We start from the raw sequence: 24,449 nt of genomic DNA, 5'->3' as shown, positions 1-24,449 counted from the left end.
GTCAGCGCCAGATGCGCACGACCGTCAAGACGGCGCGCAAGCGCTCCGTTTCGTCTGCGCGCTGGCTCGAACGCCAGTTGAACGATCCCTACGTGTCGGCGTCGAAGCGGGAAGGGCTGCGCTCGCGTGCGGCCTACAAGTTGCGTGAGATCGATGCGCGATATCATTTCCTGAAATCCGGTCAGCGGATCATCGACCTTGGGGCGGCACCCGGCGGCTGGTCGCAGGAGGCAGCCGAGCGCGTCAAGGCTGCGGAGGGCAAAGGCCAGGTCGTCGCCATCGACTACTTGAATTTCGAGCCCATCACCGGCGTCGAGATCATCGAAATGGATTTCACCGATCCGAACGCCGAAGACCTTCTGAAATCGCACCTGCGGGGTGGGCGGGCCGATGTCGTCCTGTCGGATATGGCCGCGCCGACCGTCGGCCACGCCAAGACCGATCACATGCGCATCATGGGGCTCGCTGAAGCCGCCGCCGCCTTTGCGGCCGACGTGCTGGAGCCCGGCGGCGTCTTCCTCTGCAAGGTTTTTCAAGGAGGCACTGAGCGCGACCTGCTCGACGCCTTGAAGCGCGACTTCAAGACGGTGCGCCACGTCAAGCCACCGGCAAGCCGCGCTGAAAGCTCGGAACTTTACGTGCTGGCAACGGGCTTTCGAGGACGGACGGAGCCAGAGGCCGGCTGACGGCTTCACGCTGGCTTGCTTACCTCAGGCCGGAGGGGATTACGCTTTGAGCGCCGCCAACAGCCCGAATTCGAAGCGAATCTCATGGGGGCTTTGAACCCCGTGGGAGCAATCTGGCAGCGTCCTGCGACACCGCAATGACGGTTGGCGTTTACGCTCTCTGTTAATTGGTTAGCGCAATCCCCATTTGACGCGGCTAGGGACGCTTCCAAGCGCGGAACCTTGGTGCTATAGACCCCGCGACAATGTTCCGCCCCAGGGGGCCCGAACGTGTCGCCCCCCCAAATTTGGAGAAGTCCGCATGACTTCGAGCCTATCGGCGCTCGATTCGGGGATCGCGCTTACTTTTGATGACGTGCTGCTCGTCCCCGGGCCGTCCGACGTGATGCCGGGACAGGCGGACGTCTCGACGCAATTGACCAAGTCCATCCGCCTGAACATTCCCCTTCTGTCGTCGGCGATGGACACCGTTACCGAGGCGAGGCTGGCGATCGCGATGGCCCAGGAGGGTGGCATCGGCGTCATCCACCGCAACCTCACCATCGAAGAGCAGGCGCGCCACGTCGGTCTGGTGAAGCGCTACGAAAGCGGCATCGTCCTCGACCCGGTGACGATCGCACCCCAAAAAACGTTGCGCCAAGCCCTGAAGCTGATGGCCGATAAGGGTGTCACGGGTGTTCCGGTCGTTTCTGGCGGAACCGAAGCAGCCGACGGCAGCGCCGGAAAGGGCAAGCTCGTCGGTATCCTGACGAACCGCGACGTCCGATTTGCAACGAGACTGGATCAGCCGGTCTCCGAGTTGATGACCCAGCAAAATCTGGTCACCGTCAAGCGCAGCGTTTCCCAGGAAGAAGCGAAGCGCCTGCTCCATCAGAACCGCATTGAAAAGCTGATCGTCGTCGATGACGCCGGCAATTGCATCGGCCTCATCACCGTCAAGGACATTGAGAAGGCGGCAAAGCACCCGAACGCGTCGAAGGATGCTCAGGGACGCTTGCGCGTCGCTGCCGCAACGACGGTCGGCGAAGATGGCTTCGAGCGGACCGAGCGCCTTATCGCCGCCGGTTGCGACGTGATCGTCGTCGATACCGCGCACGGCCACTCCGCGAAGGTCATCGAGGCCGTCGCGCGCATCAAGCACCAGTCGAACAGCGTCCAGGTCATCGCCGGCAACGTCGCAACCGCCGATGCAACCAAAGCCTTGATCGCCGCGGGAGCCGACGCAATCAAGGTCGGTATTGGCCCGGGCTCGATCTGCACGACGCGCATCGTGGCGGGTGTCGGCGTTCCGCAGCTCACGGCCGTTATGGATTGCGCGAAGGAAGCCTCGCGCTCGGGCGTTCCCGTCATCGCGGACGGCGGCATTCGCTTTTCCGGCGATATCGCGAAGGCGATCGCAGCGGGCGCGTCCTGCGTCATGATCGGATCGCTTCTCGGCGGCACCGACGAGGCGCCGGGCGAGACGTACCTTTATCAAGGACGAACCTACAAATCCTACCGGGGCATGGGCTCGGTCGGCGCGATGGCGCGCGGCTCGGCAGACCGCTACTTCCAGGCCGAAGTGCGCGACACGCTGAAGCTCGTCCCGGAAGGCATCGAGGGTCAGGTTCCTTACAAGGGGCCGATGGAGGCCGTCGTTCACCAGCTCGTCGGCGGACTGCGCGCCGGCATGGGCTACCTCGGCGCCAAGACGATCCCCGAGCTGCAGAAGCGCGCGAAGTTCGTTCGCATTTCTCCAGCCGCAATTCGTGAAAGCCATGCCCATGGCGTCATGATCACCCGCGAAAGTCCGAACTATCCGGGCGTCGGCAGCTGAGGTAATGAGAAGGACGTTCGCGCAAAGCCGGCGAGGGGGACAAGGATGACAGTCACTGATTTCCTGCTGCCGGTATTCGTCCAAGTGGGGCTGACTTTCGTGGTCCTCATCATGATGGCGGTCACGCGTACCAGATGCCTCAGCAGCGGCGAAGTCCGATCCGGCGACATCGCGCTCGGTGAGCCGGGGTGGCCGAAGAAGGTGACGCAGTATGCCAACGCCTTCAGAAACCAGTTCGAGCTCCCGGTCCTCTTTTACGCAGTCGTCGCCTTCATCTTGATCACCAAGACCGGCGACGTGCTGCTGCTCACGCTGGCGTGGCTTTTCGTCATCATGCGCATCGTCCACGCCTACATCCACGTGACGTACAACAACGTCAGCCATCGCGGAGGCATTTACGGCCTCGGAGCGGCGGCGCTGATCGCGATGTGGATCGTCTTCGCGATAAAAATCCTGACCGGTACCTGAGACCGGCATCCGAAACTGGCACTTGAAATGATCACTGCATGAAGCCCGGCGCACGTATCGCGGCCGCGATCGAGGTTCTCGAACAGATCCTCAATCGCTATCAACCCGTTTCCATGGCCTTGACCGATTGGGGTAAGGCGCACCGCTTCGCCGGTTCCGGCGACCGCAACGCCATCGGCGGGATGGTCTATGACGCCCTGCGCCGCCGCGCGTCGATCGCCTGGGCGCTGGGATCAGACACGCCGCGCGCGCTCGCCATCGGCGCTGCCTCCTCGGCGTTGGATCTGACGCCGGAGGCTGTCATCGCCGCTTGCGACGGCTCGGATCATTCGCCCGAGCCCTTGACCGAGGCCGAGCGGCTCGGCCTGACACGTCCGCTGGACGAGGCGCCCGACTACGTCAAAGCCGACATTCCCGAATGGCTGTGGCCGGCATTTTCCGCCCAGTTCGGAGATCGCGCCGTCGCCGAAGGCCAGGCGATGGCTCGCCGCGCGCCGGCCGACCTGCGAGTGAACACCCTGAAGTCCACGCGCGAAAAGGTCCTGAAAGCGCTCGCAAGCTTCGGCGCCGAGCCGTGCCCCATTTCTCCGATCGGCGTCCGAGTGCCGCCGCCCGTCGGCGCGCAGCGCACGCCAAACCTGCAAGCCGAAGCGGCGTTCCAGGCGGGCTGGTTCGAAATTCAGGACGAGGGTTCGCAGATCGCTGCTCTCCTCTCCGGCGCCGGACCGAGGAAGCAGGTGCTCGATCTTTGCGCCGGTGCCGGCGGCAAGACGATGGCGCTTGCGGCGCTGATGCAGAATACCGGTCAGCTCTATGCCTACGACCACGATCGCAACCAGCTGAAGCCCATCTTCGAACGGGTAAAGCGCGCGGGCGTTCGCAATCTGCAGGTGCTGAGAGCCGGAGACGAAGCCGCGGTCGATGGCCTCGGTCCCCGCTTCGACGTCGTCCTCGCGGATGCGCCGTGCACGGGAACGGGCACGTGGCGGCGGCGTCCGGACGCCAAGTGGCGCGTGAAGCCTGAAGCGCTGAAGGCGCGAACGGATGAACAGCGGACTGTTCTGAAGCGCGCGGCAGCACTGGTGAAGCCCGGCGGCCGGCTGGTTTATGTCACGTGCACACTGCTTCCCGAGGAGAACACCGAGCAAATCGCGCGTTTTCTCGAGGAGAATCCCGCTTTGACACCCGTCCCCGCCGCCGGACTTTGGGACGCGGCCTCTGGCGAACTTCCGCCGTCGGCCGATGGCCGGTCCGATTCGATTCTGCTGACGCCGGGCCGGCACGGGACCGACGGCTTCTTCATCGCCGTCCTCTCGCGCAAGGCGTGAGCGAAGTTTCTGTGGATTGATCAGTGGAGGGACGCTGCCGCGCCCTCCCGCCGGCGAATGCCGAATATCGTCAGTATTCAGCTCTTCTCGGAACATTTTTTCCGCCCGCGCGACCAAGACATAATTGTCGGCGCGCTTTCATCATGCAAATGCCTACTTTTCGCCGTTGACATCGCGCGCGACGAAACTATCTGATGCGACGTTTGCTGACGGCTACCAGCAAATCGAGGGACAGGTGTCATGGTTCGCTTTCCGCGATCACGCCGTGCCCACGCTCGTGAGGCCAATTGAGGTCATTGAATGAGCGGCAGGCCCCACTCTTTCCTCACTCCCAAATGCGAAGTTCATCCGACACCCGATCGCGGCGGCCACACCGTCGTCGCGCGGGACGCCATCGCCAAGGGCGAACTGATCGTCGTCTGGAGCGGCACGCTCGTCACCGGCGAGGAATTGAACGAGATGCCTCAGACGGTTCGGCGCTATTCACTGCAAGTCGAGGAAAACCAGTACCTCGTCTCGCTTTCTGACTGTGAGCCGCCGGATTACGTCAATCACAGCTGTGATCCGAATTCCGGTCTCTCCGGCCAGATTACGCTCGTCGCCATGCGCGATATCGGGCCAGGCGAGGAAATCACCTACGACTACGCGACGAGCGACGGATCTCCCTACGACGAGTTCGCGTGCTCCTGCGGCTCGCCCCACTGCCGCGGCAACGTGTCGGGAGACGACTGGATGCGGTCGGATCTTTGGCGCCGCTACGCGGGCTATTTCTCGCCTTACCTGCAGCGTCGCATTTTGGCTGCCGAAGCGATGCGGGCTCTCGCCGCCAAGCGCCGGCGTTCCGCGCGGAAATCCATCGAGCCCGCCGTCATCCCGGGCGAGTAAGCGGGCTAGAACCCGCTATTTGCCGCCGAGCTTCACTCCCACGTGCGCATCAAACGTGCGGTAGTCACAGGTCATCTCTTCACCCGCGCGAATATCGCGAATGGCGATGTCGTACCCCTCGATCGCACCCTTCTCGTGGACGCCCGCCGTGTTGGGCTCGTCCGCATGGTTCATGAAGCGCGCATTGTCGGCACAGAGCACGAATAAGCCGCTCGCCGCATCAAGGTAGGTATGATCGAGAATGCTCGAGCGCGCAGGCTCCGGCAGGCTGTCGATCTCGCGCTCCGTCAGCAGCCTGTCGAAATGGCGCATGAACCGCCACGTTTCAGTCCCCTTGGGGATATCTTGATCCGCGAATAAGCCAATCCCTGCAATAGCGCTGACGCCCAGCCGTGTTTTCACCATTAGCATGCACAAGCGTCTCCAACTCGCATCGCCCCTCGCAAAAACATCACCAGTGTCCCGTTTCTCGTGGGAACCAGTTGACTGCCGCCGGCCCGCCCATTCTTATCGCCCGAAAAGCCCGAGAGGCAGCCATCGGAGCGGGACCGGGGGATGATCTATCTGCCGTTTGTCGATGGGTTGCGGGCCCTGGCGATAATCGCCGTCGTCGCGTACCACGCTTTTCCGGGTGTCATCACGGGCGGCTTCGCCGGCGTCGATGTTTTTTTCGTTATCTCGGGATTCCTGATCACATCGCTCGTCGTCACCGAAATATCGGACGGCACATTTTCCCTTTATCGCTTTTTCGTCCGGCGCGCCCGGCGGCTACTGCCAGCGGCATTTGCCTGCATCGTCGTCGTGACATTGCTCTCGGCATTCATTCTGCTGCCGGATGCGTTCTGGTACTACGGGCGCAGTCTTCTGGCGTTTGTTGGTCTTTTCTCGAATGTCTTTTTCTACCTGACAGGCGGATATTTCTCGGCCCCCGCACTTGAGAAGCCGCTCCTGCACACCTGGTCGCTCGCCGTCGAAGACCAGTTCTATCTGACGTGGCCGCTCATCTTGATGCTGGCTTCGCCGTTTCTGTCGAAACGCACCATCCTCGGCTTAGTGCTGTTGTCGCTTGGCGCATCGCTGTGGTTCGCTGAAGCGAAGGTTTCGGTCGACCGGGAATTCGCATTCTTCATGCTGCCCTCCCGCGCCTGGGAGCTGCTCACCGGCGCGGCTCTGGCACTCGTCGCCTCTGAAATGAAGCTTGGACGAGCCGCAAGCGAAGCCTTGAGCATCGCCGGCATCGTCGCCGTTCTTGCGAGCTTTCTCCTGCTCAGTCCGCATTCGAATTTCCCGGGGCTGTCCGCCGCACCGGCCTGCTTCGGCACCGTTGCCATCATCGCCGGCTGCATGTCGCAGAATGTGCTGTTGACGCGCCTGCTCAGCTACCGGCCCTTGGTGTTAGTGGGACTGATTTCCTACTCGCTTTATTTGTGGCATTGGCCGCTCATCGCACTCGCGAGCTATCGGCTCGAGCGGCCGCTGGATGCTGGCGAGGCCTCTCTCATCGTCGCAATCAGCGTGGCCATGGCCGTTTTTTCGTGGCGTTGGGTCGAGCAGCCGTTTCGCAAATCGCGCCGGCCCGCGGATGCGACTTCAAAAAACGTGGCAACATGGAGCTTGTCCGACGGGAAGTTCGTCGTCGCGGCGCTGTCGTGCGTCGCGATCATGGCGACGCTCGCCGGCGCCATCAAAGGCATGAAGGGTTTCCCCAATCGATACACGGCGGACTCCCGGCACGTATTGAGCCAGCTCGTTGCCGGCAACCCGGTTCGAATGCAATGCGATGGCTTCGAGAACGTGTTCGCCAATGACGACGTCTGCAATTTTGGAAAAAAGCGCGACCCCGGCGGCTCCTATGAACTCGCCCTTTTCGGCGACTCCATGGGAGATCATTGGGCGCCGCTCGTCACCAAGTACGCCGAAGATCGCAATCTCGCCGGACGGCAAGTAACGAACGGCGGCTGCGCGTTGCTGTTCGACGTTCCAATCCCTGCCGAAACCGAGGACAAGACCGCCGAATGCGCCTCCTATCAGACCGAGGCCAAAAAATTCGTCGAGCTGAATCCAAAGCTGAAGATCGTGGTCATCTCGGGCTACTGGGAAAAGTGGCTGCGGCTCGTGAACGCCGCGGCTGCCCGGGATGCGAATTCGGCCGATCCCGCCGGAAGCTCCAAACTCAATTTCGATACCGCATTGGAGAGGACCGTGCGGACATTCACCGATCGCGGCATCAAGGTTGTGATGATCGGTCAAATCCCGATATACGATCCGCTGCCCGTTCGCTGCATCGTTGGAGCGATTGAAGATCGCCGGGACGCTGCAACATGCGGCAAGCCGAAGGCGGAGGCACTCAAAGAACTGAAGAGATCCAACGCAGCATTGCTCCGGGTCGCAGCCGCCAACCCTCTCGTAAGCGTTTCCGTGCCATCCGATTTTATGTGTCAGGAGCAACGATGCTCCCCAGTGATGGACGGCGTCCTGCTCTATAAGAATGGCGCCCACGTCAATAAGTTCGGCGCCGAGCTTTTGGGGCGGTTCATCAAATTCCCTGAACTCGAAGAGGCGCCGCCAGTCCCTCCGTCTTGATGTTTCTCAGCGCATCCAGACAGTGGAGTTATGCGTTCAATCGCTGAGGCGAAAGAATTTCGCCGCCTGCCGTCACGAGAGATCAGAAGAAATTGGGAGCCGAGCTGTTGCGGGACATTGGGTCACTGGTAATTTTTGCGCTGATCGTGATGGTCGCGGCATCGTCCGGCGCGTCATTCATGCCGGGCGAATGGTATGCGGCGCTCGCGAAGCCAGCGTTGACCCCGCCCAACTGGGCTTTCCCGGTGGCATGGACCATCCTCTACATCGCGATAGCCCTCGCGGGATGGCTGACGTGGAGAGCCGCCGGCATCACCCCGGCTCTCGTCGTTTGGGGCTCCGGCCTGATCCTCAACGCGCTCTGGTCGTACGTGATGTTCGGCCGCCACGACATTTTGCTGGCACTCGTCGATATCGCCGCGCTCTGGCTCGCGATCGCGGCCTTCATAGCCCTGGCGTGGCCGATCGATCGCCGGGCGAGCTACCTCTTCCTGCCGTATCTCGCCTGGGTCTCGTTCGCCGCATATCTTAACTTCGCTGTTTGGCAATTGAATTGAAACGGCTTTCGGCGTTGATGGCACCGTCCGCACCCGCGGGCCTCACTGTCGCAGCGTGAGGCGTGAGGCAGGCGTTGCGGCAGCCGCCGTCTTCGCGTAGGGGATGGCCCTGAACAGAGGCTCGCCCCGACTTTGACCGACGCCGTTCTCATCATCGATTTTGGAAGCCAGGTGACCCAGCTCATCGCGCGACGCGTGCGCGAGGCCGGTGTCTATTCCGAAATCCACCCGTTTCAGAACGCCGCTGAGGCGTTCGCGAAGCTGAAGCCCAAGGCTGTGATCCTGTCGGGCGGACCCGCGTCCGTAACCGAGGAAAATTCCCCGCGCGCACCCGACGCCGTTTTCGCCTCGGGCGTCCCGGTCTTCGGCATCTGTTACGGCCAGCAGACGATGGCCGAGCAACTCGGCGGCAAGGTCGAGACCGGCCACGACCGGGAATTCGGTCGCGCCTTCCTTTCAATCGAGACTTCAAGCCCGCTGTTCGACGGCGCGTGGGCGCCTGGCGAACGCCATCAGGTTTGGATGAGCCATGGCGACCGCGTCACGCGCTTGCCCGAAGGCTTCAAAGTCATCGCGACCAGCCAAAACGCTCCGTTCGCGGCCGTCGCCGATGAGAAGCGGCACTTCTACGCCGTGCAGTTTCACCCGGAAGTCGTGCACACGCCCGATGGCGCCAAGCTCATCGCCAACTTCGTGCACAAGATCGCGGGCCTGAAGTCCGACTGGACGATGTCGGCCTACCGCCGCGAGATGATCGCCAAGATCCGCCGCCAGGTCGGCAAAGGCCGTGTCATCTGCGGTTTGTCGGGCGGCGTCGATAGCGCCGTCGCGGCCGTCCTCATCCACGAGGCGATCGGCGAGCAATTGACGTGCGTGTTCGTCGATCATGGCTTGATGCGGCTCGGCGAGGCGGACGAGGTCGTCGGCCTATTCCGCGATCACTACAACATTCCGCTCGTCCACGTGGACGCTTCCGAGCAGTTCCTGAAAGCACTCGAGGGCGTTTCTGATCCGGAGACGAAGCGCAAGACAATCGGCAAGCACTTCATCGACGTCTTCGAAGCGGAAGCGAAGAAGATCGGCGGCGCCGAATTCTTGGCTCAAGGAACGCTATACCCCGACGTCATCGAAAGCGTCTCTTTCACGGGCGGCCCCTCCGTCACGATCAAGTCGCACCATAACGTCGGCGGCTTGCCCGAGCGCATGAACATGAAGCTCGTCGAGCCGCTGCGCGAACTCTTCAAGGACGAGGTCCGCGCGCTCGGCCGTGAACTGGGATTGCCAGAAGCCTTCGTCGGCCGCCACCCGTTCCCAGGACCGGGCCTCGCGATCCGCATCCCCGGAGAGATCACGCGCGAGAAGCTCGAGATCTTGCGCAAGGCCGATGCCGTCTATCTCGACGAGATCCGCCGCGCCGGTCTTTACGATGCCATCTGGCAGGCCTTCGCCGTTCTTCTGCCCGTGCGCACCGTCGGCGTCATGGGCGACGGCAGAACCTACGATCACGTGCTGGGACTTCGCGCCGTCACCTCCGTCGACGGCATGACGGCGGACTTCTACCACTTCGACATGGCGTTCCTCGGCCGCGTCGCAACGCGGATCATCAACGAAGTCCGCGGCGTCAATCGCGTCGTCTACGACGTAACCTCAAAGCCCCCCGGCACGATTGAGTGGGAATAGAGGGTTGGAGCGCCCGTGGGGCTCTTATTTATTGAGAGACCTTGAACCGCTGACAAACGGACTGTCGCGAAGATAAAATCGCAGGGGGCGGTCCGCATCCCGCGTAATGCCGATCCGAATGCTCTGCCCGATTTCGCCGGGCTCGGGGTCACCACGTCCGAGCCATAAAGCACCCTTTCGGCAAAGATCGAGGCCGTCGAGCCGACGGTCAATGCGCAGAGCTGCAGCCAGCCTTCCAGGTCCGCGCGCCAAGTCGCGTAGGCGCTCGATACCGCGATTGACTCGCATGATCGGGATTCCTTCGAGCGGTTCGAGCGCCCTGATCAGAACGCCGGCTCCGATCCCGCGCGTCTCGCTCGAGACATTCAGCATGTATGAGCTGCCGTACGCGAAATAAATATAGGCGTGCCCACGCTCGAGAAACAGCGAAGCATTACGCGCGGTCATTCCCCGGTAGGCATGCCCCGCGGCGTCGCCGACGATATAAGCCTCGGTCTCGACAATACGGCCGCTGACGACGCCATCAGAAAGCTCGCGCACCACGATCTTACCGATGAGATAGCGGGCGAGAGATGCCGTATCGCTCGGCAGATCCGCGCGTGCGAGCAGCGGGTGGCCATCTGTGTGTCGGTTAGATTTCAAGGCAGTCGCTCGGTCATATACGCTGTCGGCTTAAGCTTGAGCGGCTTGCGCAGCTAGCCCGTTCGGGCCTTGGCGGCTCAGGCGGCCCGAGTGAGCGTAAGCACGATCGCGGCGAGCCACGCCCAGCCCAGCATCGACGCCCAGTAGAAGGCGATGCCCGGCGATATCGTGAGCGAGATGCTTAGGGCGATCAGTGCCGGCAGGGCGATGCCGACGGCGGCGCTGATCGAGGCCGGCAGCCACTGCTCCGCCAGGAAGAAGTGCAGCGCGAAGGCGAAACACGATGCGATCAGACCGCCGAACGCGATCATGAATGCCATGCTGTGAACGACGGCGCCGGGGGTCATCACCGGCTGCTGGGGGAAAACCCAATCCCGCAGGTGCATCGAACAGCCCCGCGAGGACGAGACCCACGCCAAAGAGGCCGATCAGGATCGCAGCGGTGAAGCCGGGCCATCCCTGCGCCAAAACGCGGTAGAGGCCGAGCGCGCAGAGGAACGTGAGCAGGCCGGACACCAGGAAGACCGCCTTCATCACCCAGCCGCCCTCACCAAGGCTCAGCATGCTGATCGCATGGCGCTCGATGTCGAATCCCGGACGCCGGAAAATCGCGACCGTCGGAACGGCGAAAAACAGGAGCGCGGCAGCCACGCCGGCGAGAAGAAGGCGATCGATGGTCAGGTCCACAGGCATGACAGTCCTTCCATGAAATGCTGAAAATGCTGACCCCAGCAGGCCCGATCAGTGCGAGATCTTCCCGCCCTTGATATAGTCGACCATCTGGCCGGCGACCGTGCCCCAGCCATCGTGGAAGCCCATCCCCTCGTGATTTTTGCGGACTTCCTCGGTGCCGTGGAGGGCGATGGCGGTGTACTTGGTGCCCTGGCCGTGCGGCTCGAGCAGCAGGGCACCGGTGAAGAACGGCTTTTCGGACGGACGGAATCCCGGCAGCAGCGCGTCGGTGAAGACGAGGCGCCGGTGCTCGACGATTTCCAGAAAGCAGCCGTCGTTGGGGAACTCCTCGCCCTCGGGCGAGCGCATCGTCGTGTTGAAGGCGCCGCCGGGGCGCAGGTCGATCTCGCAGCGGCTGATCGTCCAGGGCTTCGGTACGAACCATTCCTTGAGGTGGCGAGGTGTCGTCCAGGCGATCCAGACCAACTCGACTGGGACGTCGATCTCGCGCTCGAGCACGAGGTCGAGCTTGGGATTGATCTTGATCACGCTCACTGGGGCTTCTCCTTTTTCAATTTGAGCAAGTAGGCGTCGAGACGATCGAGGCGGCCTTCCCAGAGCCTGCGCTGCCGGCCAAGCCAGTCTTCGGCGAATTTCAGTTGCTGCGGGGCCAGGCTGTAGGTGCGCACCCGACCCTTCTTGCGTGACGTGACCAGCCCGCAGCCCTCGAGCACGCGCAGGTGTTCGACGAACGAGGGCAGCGCCATCGCATAGGGCGCGGCCAGCTCGCTGACCGAGGCCTGCCCGGCGCTCAGTCGCTCGACGACGTCACGGCGCGTGGGATCGGACAGCGCGCGGAAGATCTGGTCGATTTCCGGTTGGGTACTGGCGGAATGCATCATGTCTTCGATCCGAGCGGAGCGAGACCCGCCCCACATCAATTCCTATACTTAGGTAGAATCCTAAGTATAGCAATACAGGCGGCCGCCGCGCTTGGCAAGCCCGCGTCTTGTGTTGCCCTCCTGGGGCGTCGGGCATTGTCGCAAGAGAGAGGGGAGGCCGAAGCGGCGCGGGCAAATCGACTCTGGCGCGGGCCAGCTGGGCGCAGCAATCATCGAAGCCTGCTGGCGCGCGAGGGGGCAATCGATCCTTGGGAACGACAGCGGCACGAAGCAGAGGAGTTCTACTTCCGAGACGTCATGCCGTTAGATACCTTCGATGTCATATTGGAATGTCCAGGAGACTGCCGATGCCCGCAATGACGCCTAAGGAGTTTGTCCATGAGGATCGCGAGCCGGATAATGTTTGCGGCCCGGCGCGCACATTCTGGATCAGCGAAGCCGCGGGACTGACGCAGTTCGGCGCACTCATAGAGGTTCTCGAACCAGGTTCTCGGTCTTCCCTCACGCATTGGCACAGCGCAGAGGATGAGCTGGTCTATGTGTTGGAAGGTGAAGTAACGCTGATCGAGGGCGAAAGCGAAAGGATACTACGGGCTGGCGATGCCGCCGCCTTCAAAGCGGGTGTGGCGGTGGGCCATCACCTGCACAATCGCAGTACGCGCCCCACTCGGTGTCTTATCGTCGGCACGCGCGCGCCTGTCGATACGATCACCTATCCCGACCACGATCGAGTCTGTCATCGGGACCGCTCTCTTCCCGACGACATATGGACCAACAGCACCGGGGCTCCTGCCTCGAACCCGTATTCCTGACCTGTTCACCGGTCACCGCCTGTGATCCACGAGAGGGCAATCCTCGACGCTGCGAGCGAACACGCCCGTCGTGTCGAGCGAGACCAGTGGGAGTGAGCCTAGTGAGAGCGAGCGGCGGCGGGGTGTAGCCGTTGACTTCCACCGGGGACGCCCATTCTGCCGCCGCTCTTTCGATAGATGGTCACGCCACGGCTGTGAACGAGCCCGGTGCAGTCGCAGCCCCATCTACCGACAAATTGGAACCTGCAGGGCGAGCACGACGCAGCGAGGGCAGGATCGTTCCTTCTACAGGTTCCAGTCAGGATTCTGGTTGCGCTGGACACGTTGATACGCAAAGCGCACCTGCCGACGGTCCAGCCCATTCTCCTGACGTTGGCAAGTTTTCGGCTTGACGCCCAACACTTGCCATCGATGTCGATTGAAACTACGCGATCAGCGATGTCAACACCGCCTCGATTGCATGGTCGAGCTGTTTCCGCACTCTGGGTCGCTGCAGCCGATGATCCCTCAAGCGTATTGGACAAGGCTGTCTGCGCATTCCGGCAGTTGGCGACCGGTCTGCTGCGCGATGCGCGCTGACAGTTGAAGTCCTACGTGCCTAGCGGCCGGCTCCGCGCAGCGGAGTCGTCAGCTACAAATCAAAAAGTTTACGCGCTATTAGGCCGCCCCTCCTAAGACCGCCCTGCTGATATCGGGGGGCTAGAGCCATGACCATCGTGCGGAACTTTGTGATGGCGAGCGCATGTGCACTCGCCTCGGCGATCGCCGCACTCGCTGTAACGGCCGGCGAAATTCCTCAAGGCCCCGCAGGCGACGCGTTCTACACACCGCCGTCGAATTTGCCGGACGGCGAGCGCGGCTCGCTGATCTATGCGCGTGCGCTCGATGGTACGATGGCGCTTCCCAGTGCGGCGCGGAACAGCTTGGTGCTCTATCGCTCGCTCGACCAGAATGGAAAGAGCACGGCCGTTTCCGGAACGGTCTCGATCCCGAAGGGCGAACCACCCGAAGGCGGCTGGCCGGTGATCACGTGGACCCACGGCACGACGGGCCTCAACGCGATCTGTGCGCCCTCTCGCGATAACGCCCAAGGCCCCGAGCATTCCTACATCGAGACGATCTCGCACCTTCTCGACGGCTTCGTGAAAAACGGATTTGCGGTCGTCGCGACCGACTATCAAGGTTTGGGCATTGCGGGCTTCCATCCATTCTTGCAGGGCGTACCCACGGGCCGTAACGCGCTCGACATGCTGCGTGCCGGACGCATCCTGGAGCCGGACATCGGCAAGCGCTACGTTGTGATGGGCCACTCTCAGGGCGGACAGGTCGATCTCTTCGCGGCCGCCGAAGGACCCTCTTATGTCCCCGGGCTGGAACTTCAGGGCAATGTCGCCTTCGCGCCCGGATCGCAGATCGCCGAACGCCTCGCTGCCGTTATGAAATCGGCAAAGACCGAGCTGTCGCTGCCTTATGTGCTCTATACCCTGCAGTCCTACGCGACGACCGATCCGGCGATCGATCTGAAACGCATTCTCAGCCCGGAGGCGATCGCGCATTTGCCCGACCTGCAAGAGCAATGCATGAGCCACGCGTTGACAACCGGCTACTGGTCGACGGCAATCGCGAAGGACCAGTTCGTCGCGAACCCCGATCTCGAACCGCTCCTGAAATTCGGTGCCAAGAATGAACCCGGCGCCTTGGAAATTTCCGCGCCCACTCTCGTGATCCAGGGGACGGACGACGTGACGGTGTTCCCTGAGACGACGAACGCACTGGTTCGTCAGATGTGCGCTGGGGGTAATGTCGTCGAATACAAAATCTTCGCCGGAGCCGATCACAACGGATCGATGGTAATGGGTGGCGCGACGGCCGAAGAATGGATCAAGGCTCGCTTCGCAGGTAAGCCCGCCGGCAACGACTGCGCGACCTTGATCAAGTCAGCCGCCGAATAAGCCGCTGTTCTCACCTAAAGCCTCGGCTCGAAAGGGCGTATCGGACTATTTGCTGGCTGCGTGCTCGGACGAGAAGATCGCGGCGACCTCGGCTCCCGAAGCGTCAGGGCGTAACGCGTAGAAATCGGCGTTCTTCTCGAGCGCCTTTTCGAGCTGCCGCTGGAATGCGCTCCGGTCGAGTTCGATCGTCCCGAATTGGCGGAGGTGATCGGTCACGAACTGCGTATCGAGCAGCGTGAAGCCGCCCTTGATCAGCCGCGCGGCGAGATGCACCAGCGCGACCTTGGAAGCGTCGCGCTCAGTCGAGAACATGCTCTCGCCGAAGAATGCGCTTTTCAGTGCTACGCCGTAGAGCCCGCCAACCAACTCGCCGCCGTTCCAAACCTCGACGGTGTGGCAGGCGCCGATGTCGAACAGCTCGCGATAGAGGCTGCGGATGCGCGTGTTGATCCAGGTCGACATCCGGCCGGCGCGCGGCGCCGCGCAACCATCGATCACGCGCTCATAGTCGGTGTCGACCGTGACCCTGAAAGGTGTCGTTCTGACCGTTCTGAGAAGACGACGGGGAATATGCAACCCATCGAGGGGCAGGACGCCCCGCTGCTGCGGTTCGATCCAGTAGAGCGCAGGATCGTCCGCGCTTTCCGCCATTGGAAAAATGCCGCAGCTATAGGCTTTCAGGAGAACCTGCGGCGTGATCTCGAACATTGGGTCGTCGCGCGACGCCATGCTGCCAATTGCCAAGCGAACTCTCGGACGCGCGCGGAACATATCGCGCAGAGGCAAAGTCTACTTCATCCCTAAATGTTTTTCGAGCCAGTGAATATCGTAGACGCCATTTACGATGTCGGGGTCTTTAACGAGATCCTGGAACAGCGGGATCGTCGTTTCAATGCCGTCTATGACGAACTCGGCCAGGGCGCGGCGCAAACGCATCAGGGCGTCATTGCGCGTCTTGCCCGTAACAATCAGCTTTCCGATGAGGCTGTCGTAGAAGGGCGGGATCCGGTAACCCTGGTAAACGCCGCTGTCGACCCTGACGCCAAGACCGCCCGGCGGGTGCCAATACGTGATCTGGCCCGGCGACGGGCGAAAATCCTTCGGGTTTTCCGCGCAGATACGGCACTCGATCGCGTGCCCCTTGAGTTCGATGTCGTCCTGCGTGAAGCTTAACGGCAACCCGGCGGCGACGCGGATCTGCTCGAGCACGAGGTCGGTCCCGGTGACCATCTCGGTAACCGGATGTTCGACCTGCAGGCGGGTGTTCATCTCGATGAAATAGAATTCGCCGTCCTCGAAAAGAAACTCGACAGTTCCGGCGCCGCGATACTTGATCTTCTTCATCGCCTCGGCGACGGTCGTGCCGATCTTCTGGCGCTGGGCCGCGTTGAGAGCGGGCGACGGGCTTTCCTCGAGAACTTTCTGGTGCCGGCGCTGCAGTGAGCAGTCGCGCTCACCGAGGTGGACGGCGTCGCCTTTGCCGTCTCCGAAAACCTGAATTTCGATATGCCGCGGCTTCTGGAGATATTTCTCGATGTAGACGGCGTCGTCGTTGAAGGCGGCCTTGGCTTCCGACCGCGCGGTCGATAGCGCCATGCCGAGGTCTGCCGCCGACGTCGCGACTTTCATGCCGCGGCCGCCGCCGCCTGCCGCCGCTTTGATGAGTACGGGAAAGCCCATGTCCTTGGCGATCTTCATCGCCTCGGTTTCGCTCGTCACCGCACCCGCTGAACCAGGTACGACAGGAATCCCGAGCTTCTTCGCCGTTTCCTTCGCCTCGATCTTGTCGCCCATGATCCGGATGTGCTCGGACGTCGGGCCGATGAAGGTGATCTTGTGCTCTTCGAGAATCTCCGCGAAACGCGCATTCTCCGATAGGAATCCGTAGCCCGGGTGGACGGCGTCCGCGCCGGTGATTTCGCAAGCCGTGACGAGCGCTGGAATGTTGAGATAGCTCTCGCGCGCCGAAGGCGGCCCGATGCAAACGCTTTCGTCCGCGAGCCTGACGTGCATGGCGTCGGCATCGGCGGTTGAATGGACGGCGACTGTTGCGATCCCAAGTTCTCGGCAGGCGCGCTGTATCCGCAGCGCGATCTCTCCTCGATTGGCAATCAGTATCTTATCGAACATTTGCACTCCAGGGCGTCTTTGCCGGGGCTACCGGTAGCGCTCTATTCTATGATGATCAGTGGCTCGCCATACTCGACGGGCTGAGCGTTCTCGATGAGGATTGCTTTGACGGTGCCGCTGCGCGGAGCGGGTATCTGGTTCATCGTCTTCATGGCTTCGATGATCAGCAGAGTATCGCCCTGATTGACCTTGCTGCCGACTTCGCAAAACAAGGGAGCGCCCGGTTCCGGCGAGCGGTAGGCGGTGCCGACCATCGGCGACTTTACGGCGCCGGGATGCTTTGACAGATCGCCGGAAGCGGCGGCTGGCGGCTTTGCTTCGCTTGGTGCAGCCGACGGAGCGGCGACGGGAGCCGGGGCATAAGCCTGCGGCGCGGCCGTAATCGAAATGGTCTTCGCGACGCGAACCTTGAGACCGCTCTTTTCGATCTCGATTTCCGTCAGGCCCGTAGCGTTCAAAAGCTCGGCTAGCTCGCGGATCATCTGACCTTCGGCGCTTGCTGCTTTCGGCCCTTGGTCTTTTGCGCTCATCAGTCCCGTGTCCTCGATTTTGTTGGCGTGCGTCTTATAGCGTAAGCTCGGGGTTCGGCGTCACGCTTTGCTTGTGGATTTGTTCACGATGTTGGCCATCGCCTCGATGGCAAGTTCGTAGCCCTTGGCGCCAAGGCCGCAGATCACGCCCGTCGCTGCGAGTGAAATGTAGGAATGCTGGCGAAACTGATCCCGCCGGAAGATGTTCGAGAGGTGAACCTCGATGACGGGAAGGCTGACGGCTTGCAAGGCATCGAGAATGGCAACGGACGTGTGCGTGTACCCGCCCGCGTTGATGATGATGCCCTTCGCTTTGCCGCGCGCCTCCTGCACCCAGCTCACGATTTCCCCCTCGATGTTCGACTGCCGGAAATCTATGGAAAGCCCGTTCTTCGCCGCCGCCTTCTCCGTGCGGACGCGAAGATCGTCGAGCGTCTCGGTACCATAGACTTCTGGTTCCCGGACGCCGAGCATATTTAGATTGGGACCGTTCAGAACGTAAACGTGGGATGTCATGTTTTGGAGGCCGTTCGGGCACCGGACTGACGCCCGAGCCAATTGCGGAGCCCTGGGTCTATCAGCTTTCTACGAATGCGCAAAGTGCGCGGGCGTGGCCGCGCACTTTGACGTGCAAAATATGGTAACTAGCTGCGGCAACTCGATATTTCGAGCGGACTGGCTCAGCAGGTTGCGCACTTGTTCTTGCGGAAATCCGTAACGAGCGCTTCGAGCTGTTCGTGCAGGTCCTCCGGTGCACCCGGTACCGATTTGTCGCCGACGAGGAAGTGCGGTGTGCCGTTGACGCCCATGGCCTTGGCCAACTTCAACATTTCCATAAGCTCGTTCTTCACGTCGTCGCTCGCCATGTCGGCTTTGAACTTGTTCATGTCGAGGCCGAGCGATTCCGCGGCCTTCAATGCCGACGCCTCATTGGCCTGCCCCTTGGAGCTGAGCATGGCCTGGTGGAATTCCCAATATTTGCCCTGCCGCTTGGCTGCGAGTGCCGCCTTCGCAGCCTCTTCCGAGCCCTTCGACAGGATGGGAAGCTCTTTGAAGACGACGCGCACATTCTTGTCGCCGGCGATCAGCTTCTGCACCTCGGGAAGTCCGTGCTTGCAGTAGCCGCAGTTGAAATCGAAGAATTCGACAACCGTGATGTCGCCATCGGGGTTACCCGCAACCGAGCTATTCGGCGAGCGATAGATCGACTTGGCATTTTCGGCCATGAAAGCCTTGGTCCGAGCCTCCTGCTCTTTCTGCGACTTCTCATCGTAGGCGTTCTGAACCTCGAGCATGATTTCCGGGTTCTTGAGGAGATAGTCTTTGATGATGTCGCCGAGAGCCTTCTTCTGCTCATCCGTAAAAGCGGTTCCACCCGCCGTCGGAGCGATCGCATCGGCGCGCGCGGCTCCGGACACGAAGTGAACTGCAGGAGAAAAAGCCGATCCCAGCAGGGCCAATCCGAGGAGGGCTGCGGCGCACCTTTTGCCGGTCGAGGCCAAGTTGAGGGATTTCCAGAATGTGGTCTTCAAGGTCATTTGATCTGATCTCGCGTTGTCGCAGACTTAAAGCCGCTCAAGTCTGCGGTTTGTAATTGATGATGTCGTCATTTTTCAGCCACTCGGGTGAACCCGCCCGTAGCTGGAGTTGCGCGCGTTTCGCGAAAAGCTGCGCTTGCTTGATATTTCCTTCGTAGAAGTAGGCTTGCGCCGTCATGGCGTCAGCCTCCGGGGACTTACCCTGCTTATAATATACATTGGCGAGCAGCCTGTAAGCGCGGCCGTTCTCGGAATCGTCTATGAGGGCTTTACGCAATAGCTCCACTGCTTCCTTTTGCGCCTCGGCGCTATCGCTACTTTGCAGCGCAGTCGCGAGTTCGACGCGAATTAATGGGCTGTTCGGCGCCAGCTTGAGAGATTGTCGCAGGCTTGGGATCGCCGCGGCCATTTTTCCTGTCCTCATCAGGAAGTCTGCCTTGAGCTCGTGGAAATACGGATAAGACGGATTCTCGCGGATCATCGCTTCGGTGTCCTGTAGGGCAGCTTCGAGAGCGCCAGGACCACCTTTGAAGAATTTCCCGATCGCCCGCGCATAGCGGGCCGGAAGCGTAGTATTGCTTTCGGGGTATCTGTTGAAAACGGTCTGCGGGTTTTCGAGATAACCCGAAAGCTTCGCCCGCATGAGATCATGGCGCAGCTGCAGAGACGGCGGGTCCTTCTGCGCGAAGTAAGGGCTCGTGGTCGCGAGTTGGTTCAATCGTGCCAGGCGGTCGACGGAAAGCGGGTGAGACCGCACAAACGGATCTTGAAACTGATCCGTTAGATATTCCTGCTCCTTGAACCGCTCGAACGTGTCGAGCATGCCCTTGCCGGATTGCTTCGTCGCCGTAAGATACTGAATGCCGGCTTGGTCCGCAGCCGACTCTTGCGATCGGCGCTCCGCCAATAGTCCCTTCATGATGACGCTGGTGCCGCCCTGCAGCAGCGCCTGGCCGCCCTGCATCGTCTCGCGGCCGCCAGTGCCGCCTGACACGCCGCCCGCAACCATCGCGCCGATGCCGAGAACCTGCGTGAGCAACGCGCGCGTCTGATCCTTCGCGATCCGCGCCCTGAGCGCCGCCATGTGACCGCCGGCGATATGCCCGCTTTCATGCGCGATAACCCCGATGACTTCGTTCGGAGTGTTGGCCTGCATCAGCGTGCCGGTATGCACGAACACGTTGCCGCCATCGAGAACGAACGCGTTGAAGGCGTCGTTGTTGACGATGCGAACCGTGACGCGCCCGCCGCCGAAACCAGCCGCTTGGAAAATCGGCTTTGCATAATCCTGCAACAACGCCTCGATCTCCGCGTCGCGGATGAGCGGAAGGCCTTGGGCGCGAACGCCGCCAGTAAACGTCAGGAGCGAAGCGAAAAACACCGCGGCCAGAAGCAAGCCGCTTTTGGCGGCCGAGAACGCCGCAAATGTCCTCGGAAGTTCAGGCATTGGATGTGCCCCGATCTCGATGAACCTGTCGAGACGCCACGCGCGGTCAAACTAGGCAGCAAGCCCGGCGGGGTCAAATTCGACGCAAACGATTACCGCATCAGTCATCACTTTAGGGCATTCGCGTGACAAGTGAGAATAGCGAAAGCCGAATGGACATTATCCAACGCTTTCAGAGCCGTCGATCTCTGACGCCAAATGGGTGACGTTCGGCAGAAGGAAAGAGGCCGAAGCACCTGCTTCAGCCTCTCCCGATCATTATTCGCCGCTGAACTTTCTCTGCCACCAGCCCTTGCGCTGCGGAACAGCTTGAGCTTCTGCAACCGCATCATCTGTCTCTTGGCCCGGCCGTACGACAACGCGCTCGATGCGCGGCTCGCTCGACCCGACTTCGTGACGGCGCCGAAGCGAAGTTACGGGAGCCGCGGGCGCGCTCTCTTCGGCGACGCGCGGAGTTTCGACCACAGGCGCCTCGACTTTCGTTTCGACAGCCGGAGCAATGACCTCAGGTGCTGCGACAGCCGGAGCAGAAGCCGCGGCTTCCACCGGTTCGCCTTCACCTTCGCCCGAGGGCTCCGATGCAACGTCCCAGATACGGCGCGGCCGATGGCCTCCACCGCCCGAACCACCAGTCCTGCCCTCTCCACGCGCGGGTGCGCTGCGAGGAGCTTGTCTCGCCTCAGCGGGTTCGCCAGCCTCGACACCGTCCTCAACGTCAGCTTCGAACGACTCGACATCGGCGATGTCCGGCTGCTCTTCGCCGTAGCTGACGGCTTCGCTGCCCTCGGTCCTCGGGCCCGAGCCCTCGCGACCACGTTCTCTGCCGCGACGGCCGCCACGGCGACCTCTGCGACGGCGCCGGCCCGGCTTGTCGCCGTTGCCTTGCTCTCCGAAGTTCGCGCCGTCCACCGACGGCTGGCCGTCGTGATCTTCGTCGTCGCCGCCACCCGCTTCGACATCGTCGTCGCCCTGCGGATGGGCCTGCGTATGGGAATGAGGTCCGGCAGCGATTGCGCTTTCGCCATCTCCGCCGCGTGGCTCGAACGACTCGCGCTCGCGGCCTTCGCCCCGATCCCGTCCGCCGCGTCCACGACGACGGCGGCGCCGGCCGCGCCGGCCGCCACTTTCGTCGCCCTCACCACGGCTGCCTTCGCGGCCGGTGGCTTCTTCGTCGGCGTCATCTGCGCTGGGCGCAATTTCGATCTCGCCGCCCTCGAAGGTTGGCGCATCTTCTTCGCCGTCGAAGCCCCAATCCATATTGACGGCTGCTCGCTCGACGCGCCGCACAGGTGCAGCCGCGCCGCCGCGTTCGACGGTGAAGTTCGCGCCCTGGACGCGGTCGCTGCCGAGCACGGTGATCGTGTGCCCGTGACGGACTTCCATGTCGGTGACGTAGGCGCGTTTGCTGTTCAGGATGTAAAGCGCGACGGCAGGCGTCGTCGTCGCCGTCAGCGGTCCGGTTGCTCCCGCAGTGATTGCGTCTTCGAGACCGCGGAGCACCGCAAGCGCGATACTCTCGGTCGAACGGATGATGCCGGTGCCTTGGCAATGCGGGCACTGCGAGGTCGAACCCTCGAGCACGCCCGTTCTCAGCCGCTGCCGCGACATTTCCATGAGGCCGAAGTGCGAAATACGACCGAGCTGGATGCGCGCGCGATCGAAACGAAGGGCGTCCTTCAAACGTCGCTCGACGGCGCGGTTGTTACGCTTCTCTTCCATGTCGATGAAGTCGATGACGATGAGGCCCGCGAGGTCGCGGAGCTTCAACTGCCGGGCGATTTCATCGGCGGCTTCGAGGTTCGTCGCGAGCGCCGTCTCTTCGATCGAGAATTCGCGGGTCGATTTGCCGGAGTTGACGTCGATGGCGACCAGCGCTTCCGTCTGATTGATGACGATGTAACCGCCGGAGCGCAGCGTCACCTGCGGTTGGAACATGGCGTTGAGCTGGCGCTCGACACCGTAGCGCGTGAAGAGCGGTGTCGGATCCCGGTAGGGAACGACATTCTTCGCGTGGCTCGGCATCAGCATCTTCATGAAGTCGGCGGCTTCCTGATGCCCCGCTTCACCGGCGACGACGATCTCCTCCACGTCCTTGTTATAAAGATCGCGGATCGACCGCTTGATCAGATCGCCTTCTTCATAAACGAGGCTCGGGGCAGTGGACTGCAGCGTCAGTTCGCGAACGCTTTCCCAGAGCCTGAGCAGATATTCGAAGTCGCGCTTGATCTCTTGCTTCGTCCGCGCAGCACCCGCCGTGCGGATGATGAGCCCCATGCCCTCCGGAACCTCGAGTTCCTGAGCGATGGCTTTGAGCCTGCGGCGGTCCTGCGGGTTGGTGATCTTGCGCGAGATACCGCCGCCACGGGCGGTGTTGGGCATCAGAACGGTGTAGCGGCCGGCAAGCGACAGATAGGTGGTGAGAGCGGCGCCCTTGTTGCCGCGCTCTTCCTTGACGACTTGGACGAGGATGATCTGGCGGCGCTTGATGACTTCCTGGATCTTGTAGCTCCGCGGGCGGCGGCGCTGGCGCTGCGGAGCTTCCTCGCGATATTCCCGGCCCGATCCGTTTTCTTCTGCGTCTCCGCCGCGCTCGTCGCGCAAGGCGTGCTGCTCGGAATGGTCGTGGTCCGAATGATGATGGTGTTCGATGTGATCTTCGTCGTCGGCGTCGCTGTCAGCGTCGCTCTCGTCGTGATCGGGCTGGTCGTCCTCGTCGTTGGACGCCTCATCGTGATGAGCTTCTTCGTCCGCGCTAGCCGGCGCATCGTCGGCGTCGTTGTCGTTGCGCGCAGCGGGCGGCGCGTCCTGGCGTTCCTTGGCGGGAAGCTCGGAGAGAACGTCGTCTTCCGAGGTCTGGACAGACGCAGCAACAGTGGTGACCGGTTCCTCGTCTTCGTCGCCGCCGATCTCTTCGATGTGTTCGTCTTCTTCGACATCGACGATATGCGCCGTCTCCGCGCCGGCTTCATCTGAGCCGTGGTCGCCGAAGTCTTCGTCGCCGTTTGGCTCGCCTTCGCTCCCGCGGGTGGCTTCCGTGCCGCCGCGCGAGGCCGAGCGCCGCGCAAGCGCTTCCGCACGCCGGTCTGCGGCGGCTTCGAGCTCTGCTTCGGCTGCTGCTTCCTCGTCCAGAAGCGCCTGCCGGTCGGCAACCGGGATCTGATAGTAGTCAGGATGGATTTCGTTGAAGGCGAGAAAACCGTGACGGTTCCCGCCGTAGTCTACGAATGCGGCCTGAAGCGACGGCTCAACGCGCGTCACCTTTGCAAGATAGATATTTCCGCGAAGCAGCTTGCGGGCTGCACTTTCGAAGTCGAATTCCTCCACCCGGCCATTCCGTTGAACCACGACCCGAGTCTCCTCGGGGTGGGTGGCATCGATGAGCATTTTCGTGTTGGACATTGCTTATGTTCCTTGGCGCGCCGGGGCGGCGGCTCGCATCTCGAACCGCAAACAACGGAGCGGATTGCGAGATTCGCGCGGCGGCGCGTGCTTTTGGTTGATGGCGCTGAAAACGTGATGGGGGACCGCGCCGCTTTCTGCATCATCCCGGTCCCGCAACTGCGCGAAGCGCGCGCGGGAACGCATAGGGGTGCCGTGTGGACCGAGGTCCGTTGGGCGGCGCCGTGGTGGATGATGCAAGCTGTCGTCATGGCCTGTCGTGTATTGCCCGGCTGCATGTCCAGAATTGGGGGACGGCCAGCCGGATGAAAAAATTTGACGCCTTCCGGCATCGCGATGGATCAACAATGGTCGCCCGGCAATCCGCGCTTTTTCCCGACTGACAAATCGGGGCGACCGGCACAAAGTCTTAACGCCCCGTC

The 24,449-nt window shown here is 62.0% G+C and carries 22 protein-coding genes; 10 read left to right on the top strand and 12 right to left on the bottom strand.

Annotation, left to right across the window (positions count from 1 at the left end; genetic code table 11):
* Positions 1-11 precede the first annotated feature (11 nt).
* The 5 genes from BM399_RS12080 (at position 12) to BM399_RS12055 (ending at position 5,183) form a co-directional block, all read left to right on the top strand.
* Positions 12-686 carry an RlmE family RNA methyltransferase gene (locus tag BM399_RS12080; protein WP_244531237.1) on the top strand — a complete coding sequence of 225 codons (675 nt, stop codon included), beginning with the start codon at positions 12-14 and terminating at the stop codon, positions 684-686.
* 301 nt (positions 687-987) lie between these two features.
* On the top strand, positions 988-2,502 hold the full coding sequence (gene guaB, locus BM399_RS12075) for an IMP dehydrogenase (RefSeq protein WP_092867929.1): 1,515 nt from the start codon (positions 988-990) through the stop codon (positions 2,500-2,502).
* Between the two features lie 45 nt (positions 2,503-2,547).
* Entirely contained in the window at positions 2,548-2,970 is a 423-nt protein-coding gene (locus tag BM399_RS12070; RefSeq protein ID WP_092867928.1) for an MAPEG family protein, read from the top strand.
* A gap of 38 nt (positions 2,971-3,008) precedes the next feature.
* Positions 3,009-4,298: an RsmB/NOP family class I SAM-dependent RNA methyltransferase gene (locus tag BM399_RS12065; protein ID WP_092867927.1), complete on the top strand. Its 1,290-nt coding sequence runs from the start codon at positions 3,009-3,011 to the stop codon at positions 4,296-4,298.
* Positions 4,299-4,598: 300 nt separating this feature from the next.
* Positions 4,599-5,183, top strand: a complete 585-nt coding sequence (locus BM399_RS12055; RefSeq protein ID WP_092867925.1) for an SET domain-containing protein — start codon at positions 4,599-4,601, stop codon at positions 5,181-5,183.
* Between the two features lie 15 nt (positions 5,184-5,198).
* On the opposite strand, the gene BM399_RS12050 is transcribed toward BM399_RS12055, so the two are convergent.
* Positions 5,199-5,594, bottom strand: a complete 396-nt coding sequence (locus tag BM399_RS12050; protein ID WP_092867924.1) for an SET domain-containing protein — start codon at positions 5,592-5,594, stop codon at positions 5,199-5,201.
* A gap of 144 nt (positions 5,595-5,738) precedes the next feature.
* On the opposite strand from BM399_RS12050, the gene BM399_RS12045 reads away from it, so the two are divergent.
* The 3 genes from BM399_RS12045 to guaA all read left to right on the top strand — a co-directional run bounded on the left by BM399_RS12045 (position 5,739) and on the right by guaA (position 10,003).
* Positions 5,739-7,766 carry an acyltransferase family protein gene (locus BM399_RS12045; protein WP_092867923.1) on the top strand — a complete coding sequence of 676 codons (2,028 nt, stop codon included), beginning with the start codon at positions 5,739-5,741 and terminating at the stop codon, positions 7,764-7,766.
* 107 nt (positions 7,767-7,873) lie between these two features.
* Positions 7,874-8,323 carry a TspO/MBR family protein gene (locus BM399_RS12040; RefSeq protein WP_092868206.1) on the top strand — a complete coding sequence of 150 codons (450 nt, stop codon included), beginning with the start codon at positions 7,874-7,876 and terminating at the stop codon, positions 8,321-8,323.
* 132 nt (positions 8,324-8,455) lie between these two features.
* Complete coding sequence (gene guaA, locus BM399_RS12035) at positions 8,456-10,003, top strand: glutamine-hydrolyzing GMP synthase (RefSeq protein ID WP_092867922.1); 1,548 nt, start codon at positions 8,456-8,458, stop codon at positions 10,001-10,003.
* A 24-nt stretch (positions 10,004-10,027) separates the two neighbouring features.
* On the opposite strand, the gene BM399_RS12030 is transcribed toward guaA, so the two are convergent.
* The 4 genes from BM399_RS12030 to BM399_RS12015 are packed head-to-tail and all read right to left on the bottom strand — an operon-like array spanning position 10,028 to position 12,219.
* Positions 10,028-10,645 (bottom strand): DNA-3-methyladenine glycosylase, encoded by a 618-nt coding sequence (locus tag BM399_RS12030; protein ID WP_177228141.1) that lies wholly within the window; start codon positions 10,643-10,645, stop codon positions 10,028-10,030.
* A 30-nt stretch (positions 10,646-10,675) separates the two neighbouring features.
* Positions 10,676-11,338 (bottom strand): DUF998 domain-containing protein, encoded by a 663-nt coding sequence (locus BM399_RS12025; protein WP_092867921.1) that lies wholly within the window; start codon positions 11,336-11,338, stop codon positions 10,676-10,678.
* 48 nt (positions 11,339-11,386) lie between these two features.
* Positions 11,387-11,872 (bottom strand): SRPBCC family protein, encoded by a 486-nt coding sequence (locus tag BM399_RS12020; protein ID WP_092867920.1) that lies wholly within the window; start codon positions 11,870-11,872, stop codon positions 11,387-11,389.
* Positions 11,869-12,219: an ArsR/SmtB family transcription factor gene (locus BM399_RS12015; protein WP_092868204.1), complete on the bottom strand. Its 351-nt coding sequence runs from the start codon at positions 12,217-12,219 to the stop codon at positions 11,869-11,871. The genes BM399_RS12020 and BM399_RS12015 overlap by 4 nt, the downstream gene beginning before the upstream one ends.
* A 347-nt stretch (positions 12,220-12,566) precedes the next feature.
* On the opposite strand from BM399_RS12015, the gene BM399_RS12010 reads away from it, so the two are divergent.
* Positions 12,567-13,031, top strand: a complete 465-nt coding sequence (locus BM399_RS12010) for a cupin domain-containing protein (RefSeq protein ID WP_092867919.1) — start codon at positions 12,567-12,569, stop codon at positions 13,029-13,031.
* A 707-nt stretch (positions 13,032-13,738) separates the two neighbouring features.
* Positions 13,739-14,983, top strand: a complete 1,245-nt coding sequence (locus BM399_RS12005; protein ID WP_092867918.1) for an alpha/beta fold hydrolase — start codon at positions 13,739-13,741, stop codon at positions 14,981-14,983.
* Between the two features lie 45 nt (positions 14,984-15,028).
* On the opposite strand, the gene aat is transcribed toward BM399_RS12005, so the two are convergent.
* The 7 genes from aat to BM399_RS11970 form a co-directional block, all read right to left on the bottom strand.
* A complete protein-coding gene (aat, locus tag BM399_RS12000) occupies positions 15,029-15,712 on the bottom strand; it encodes a leucyl/phenylalanyl-tRNA--protein transferase (RefSeq protein ID WP_177228157.1) in 684 nt (227 codons plus the stop codon).
* Positions 15,713-15,772: 60 nt separating this feature from the next.
* Positions 15,773-17,113: an acetyl-CoA carboxylase biotin carboxylase subunit gene (accC, locus tag BM399_RS11995; protein WP_092867916.1), complete on the bottom strand. Its 1,341-nt coding sequence runs from the start codon at positions 17,111-17,113 to the stop codon at positions 15,773-15,775.
* Between the two features lie 41 nt (positions 17,114-17,154).
* On the bottom strand, positions 17,155-17,643 hold the full coding sequence (gene accB, locus BM399_RS11990; protein WP_092867915.1) for an acetyl-CoA carboxylase biotin carboxyl carrier protein: 489 nt from the start codon (positions 17,641-17,643) through the stop codon (positions 17,155-17,157).
* A 60-nt stretch (positions 17,644-17,703) separates the two neighbouring features.
* Complete coding sequence (gene aroQ / locus BM399_RS11985; protein ID WP_092867914.1) at positions 17,704-18,159, bottom strand: type II 3-dehydroquinate dehydratase; 456 nt, start codon at positions 18,157-18,159, stop codon at positions 17,704-17,706.
* 164 nt (positions 18,160-18,323) lie between these two features.
* Entirely contained in the window at positions 18,324-19,181 is an 858-nt protein-coding gene (locus tag BM399_RS11980) for a DsbA family protein (RefSeq protein WP_092867913.1), read from the bottom strand.
* A 37-nt stretch (positions 19,182-19,218) separates the two neighbouring features.
* Positions 19,219-20,628, bottom strand: coding sequence for a M48 family metalloprotease (locus BM399_RS11975; RefSeq protein WP_092867912.1), 1,410 nt, complete (start codon positions 20,626-20,628; stop codon positions 19,219-19,221).
* A 258-nt stretch (positions 20,629-20,886) separates the two neighbouring features.
* A complete protein-coding gene (locus BM399_RS11970) occupies positions 20,887-24,027 on the bottom strand; it encodes an Rne/Rng family ribonuclease (RefSeq protein WP_092867911.1) in 3,141 nt (1,046 codons plus the stop codon).
* Positions 24,028-24,449 lie beyond the last annotated feature (422 nt).

This window comes from Hyphomicrobium facile (genome assembly GCF_900116175.1).
Lineage (GTDB): Bacteria > Pseudomonadota > Alphaproteobacteria > Rhizobiales > Hyphomicrobiaceae > Hyphomicrobium_B > Hyphomicrobium_B facile.
The sequence above is the reverse complement of the archived record's forward strand: the minus strand, read 5'-3'. Positions and strand labels throughout refer to the sequence as shown.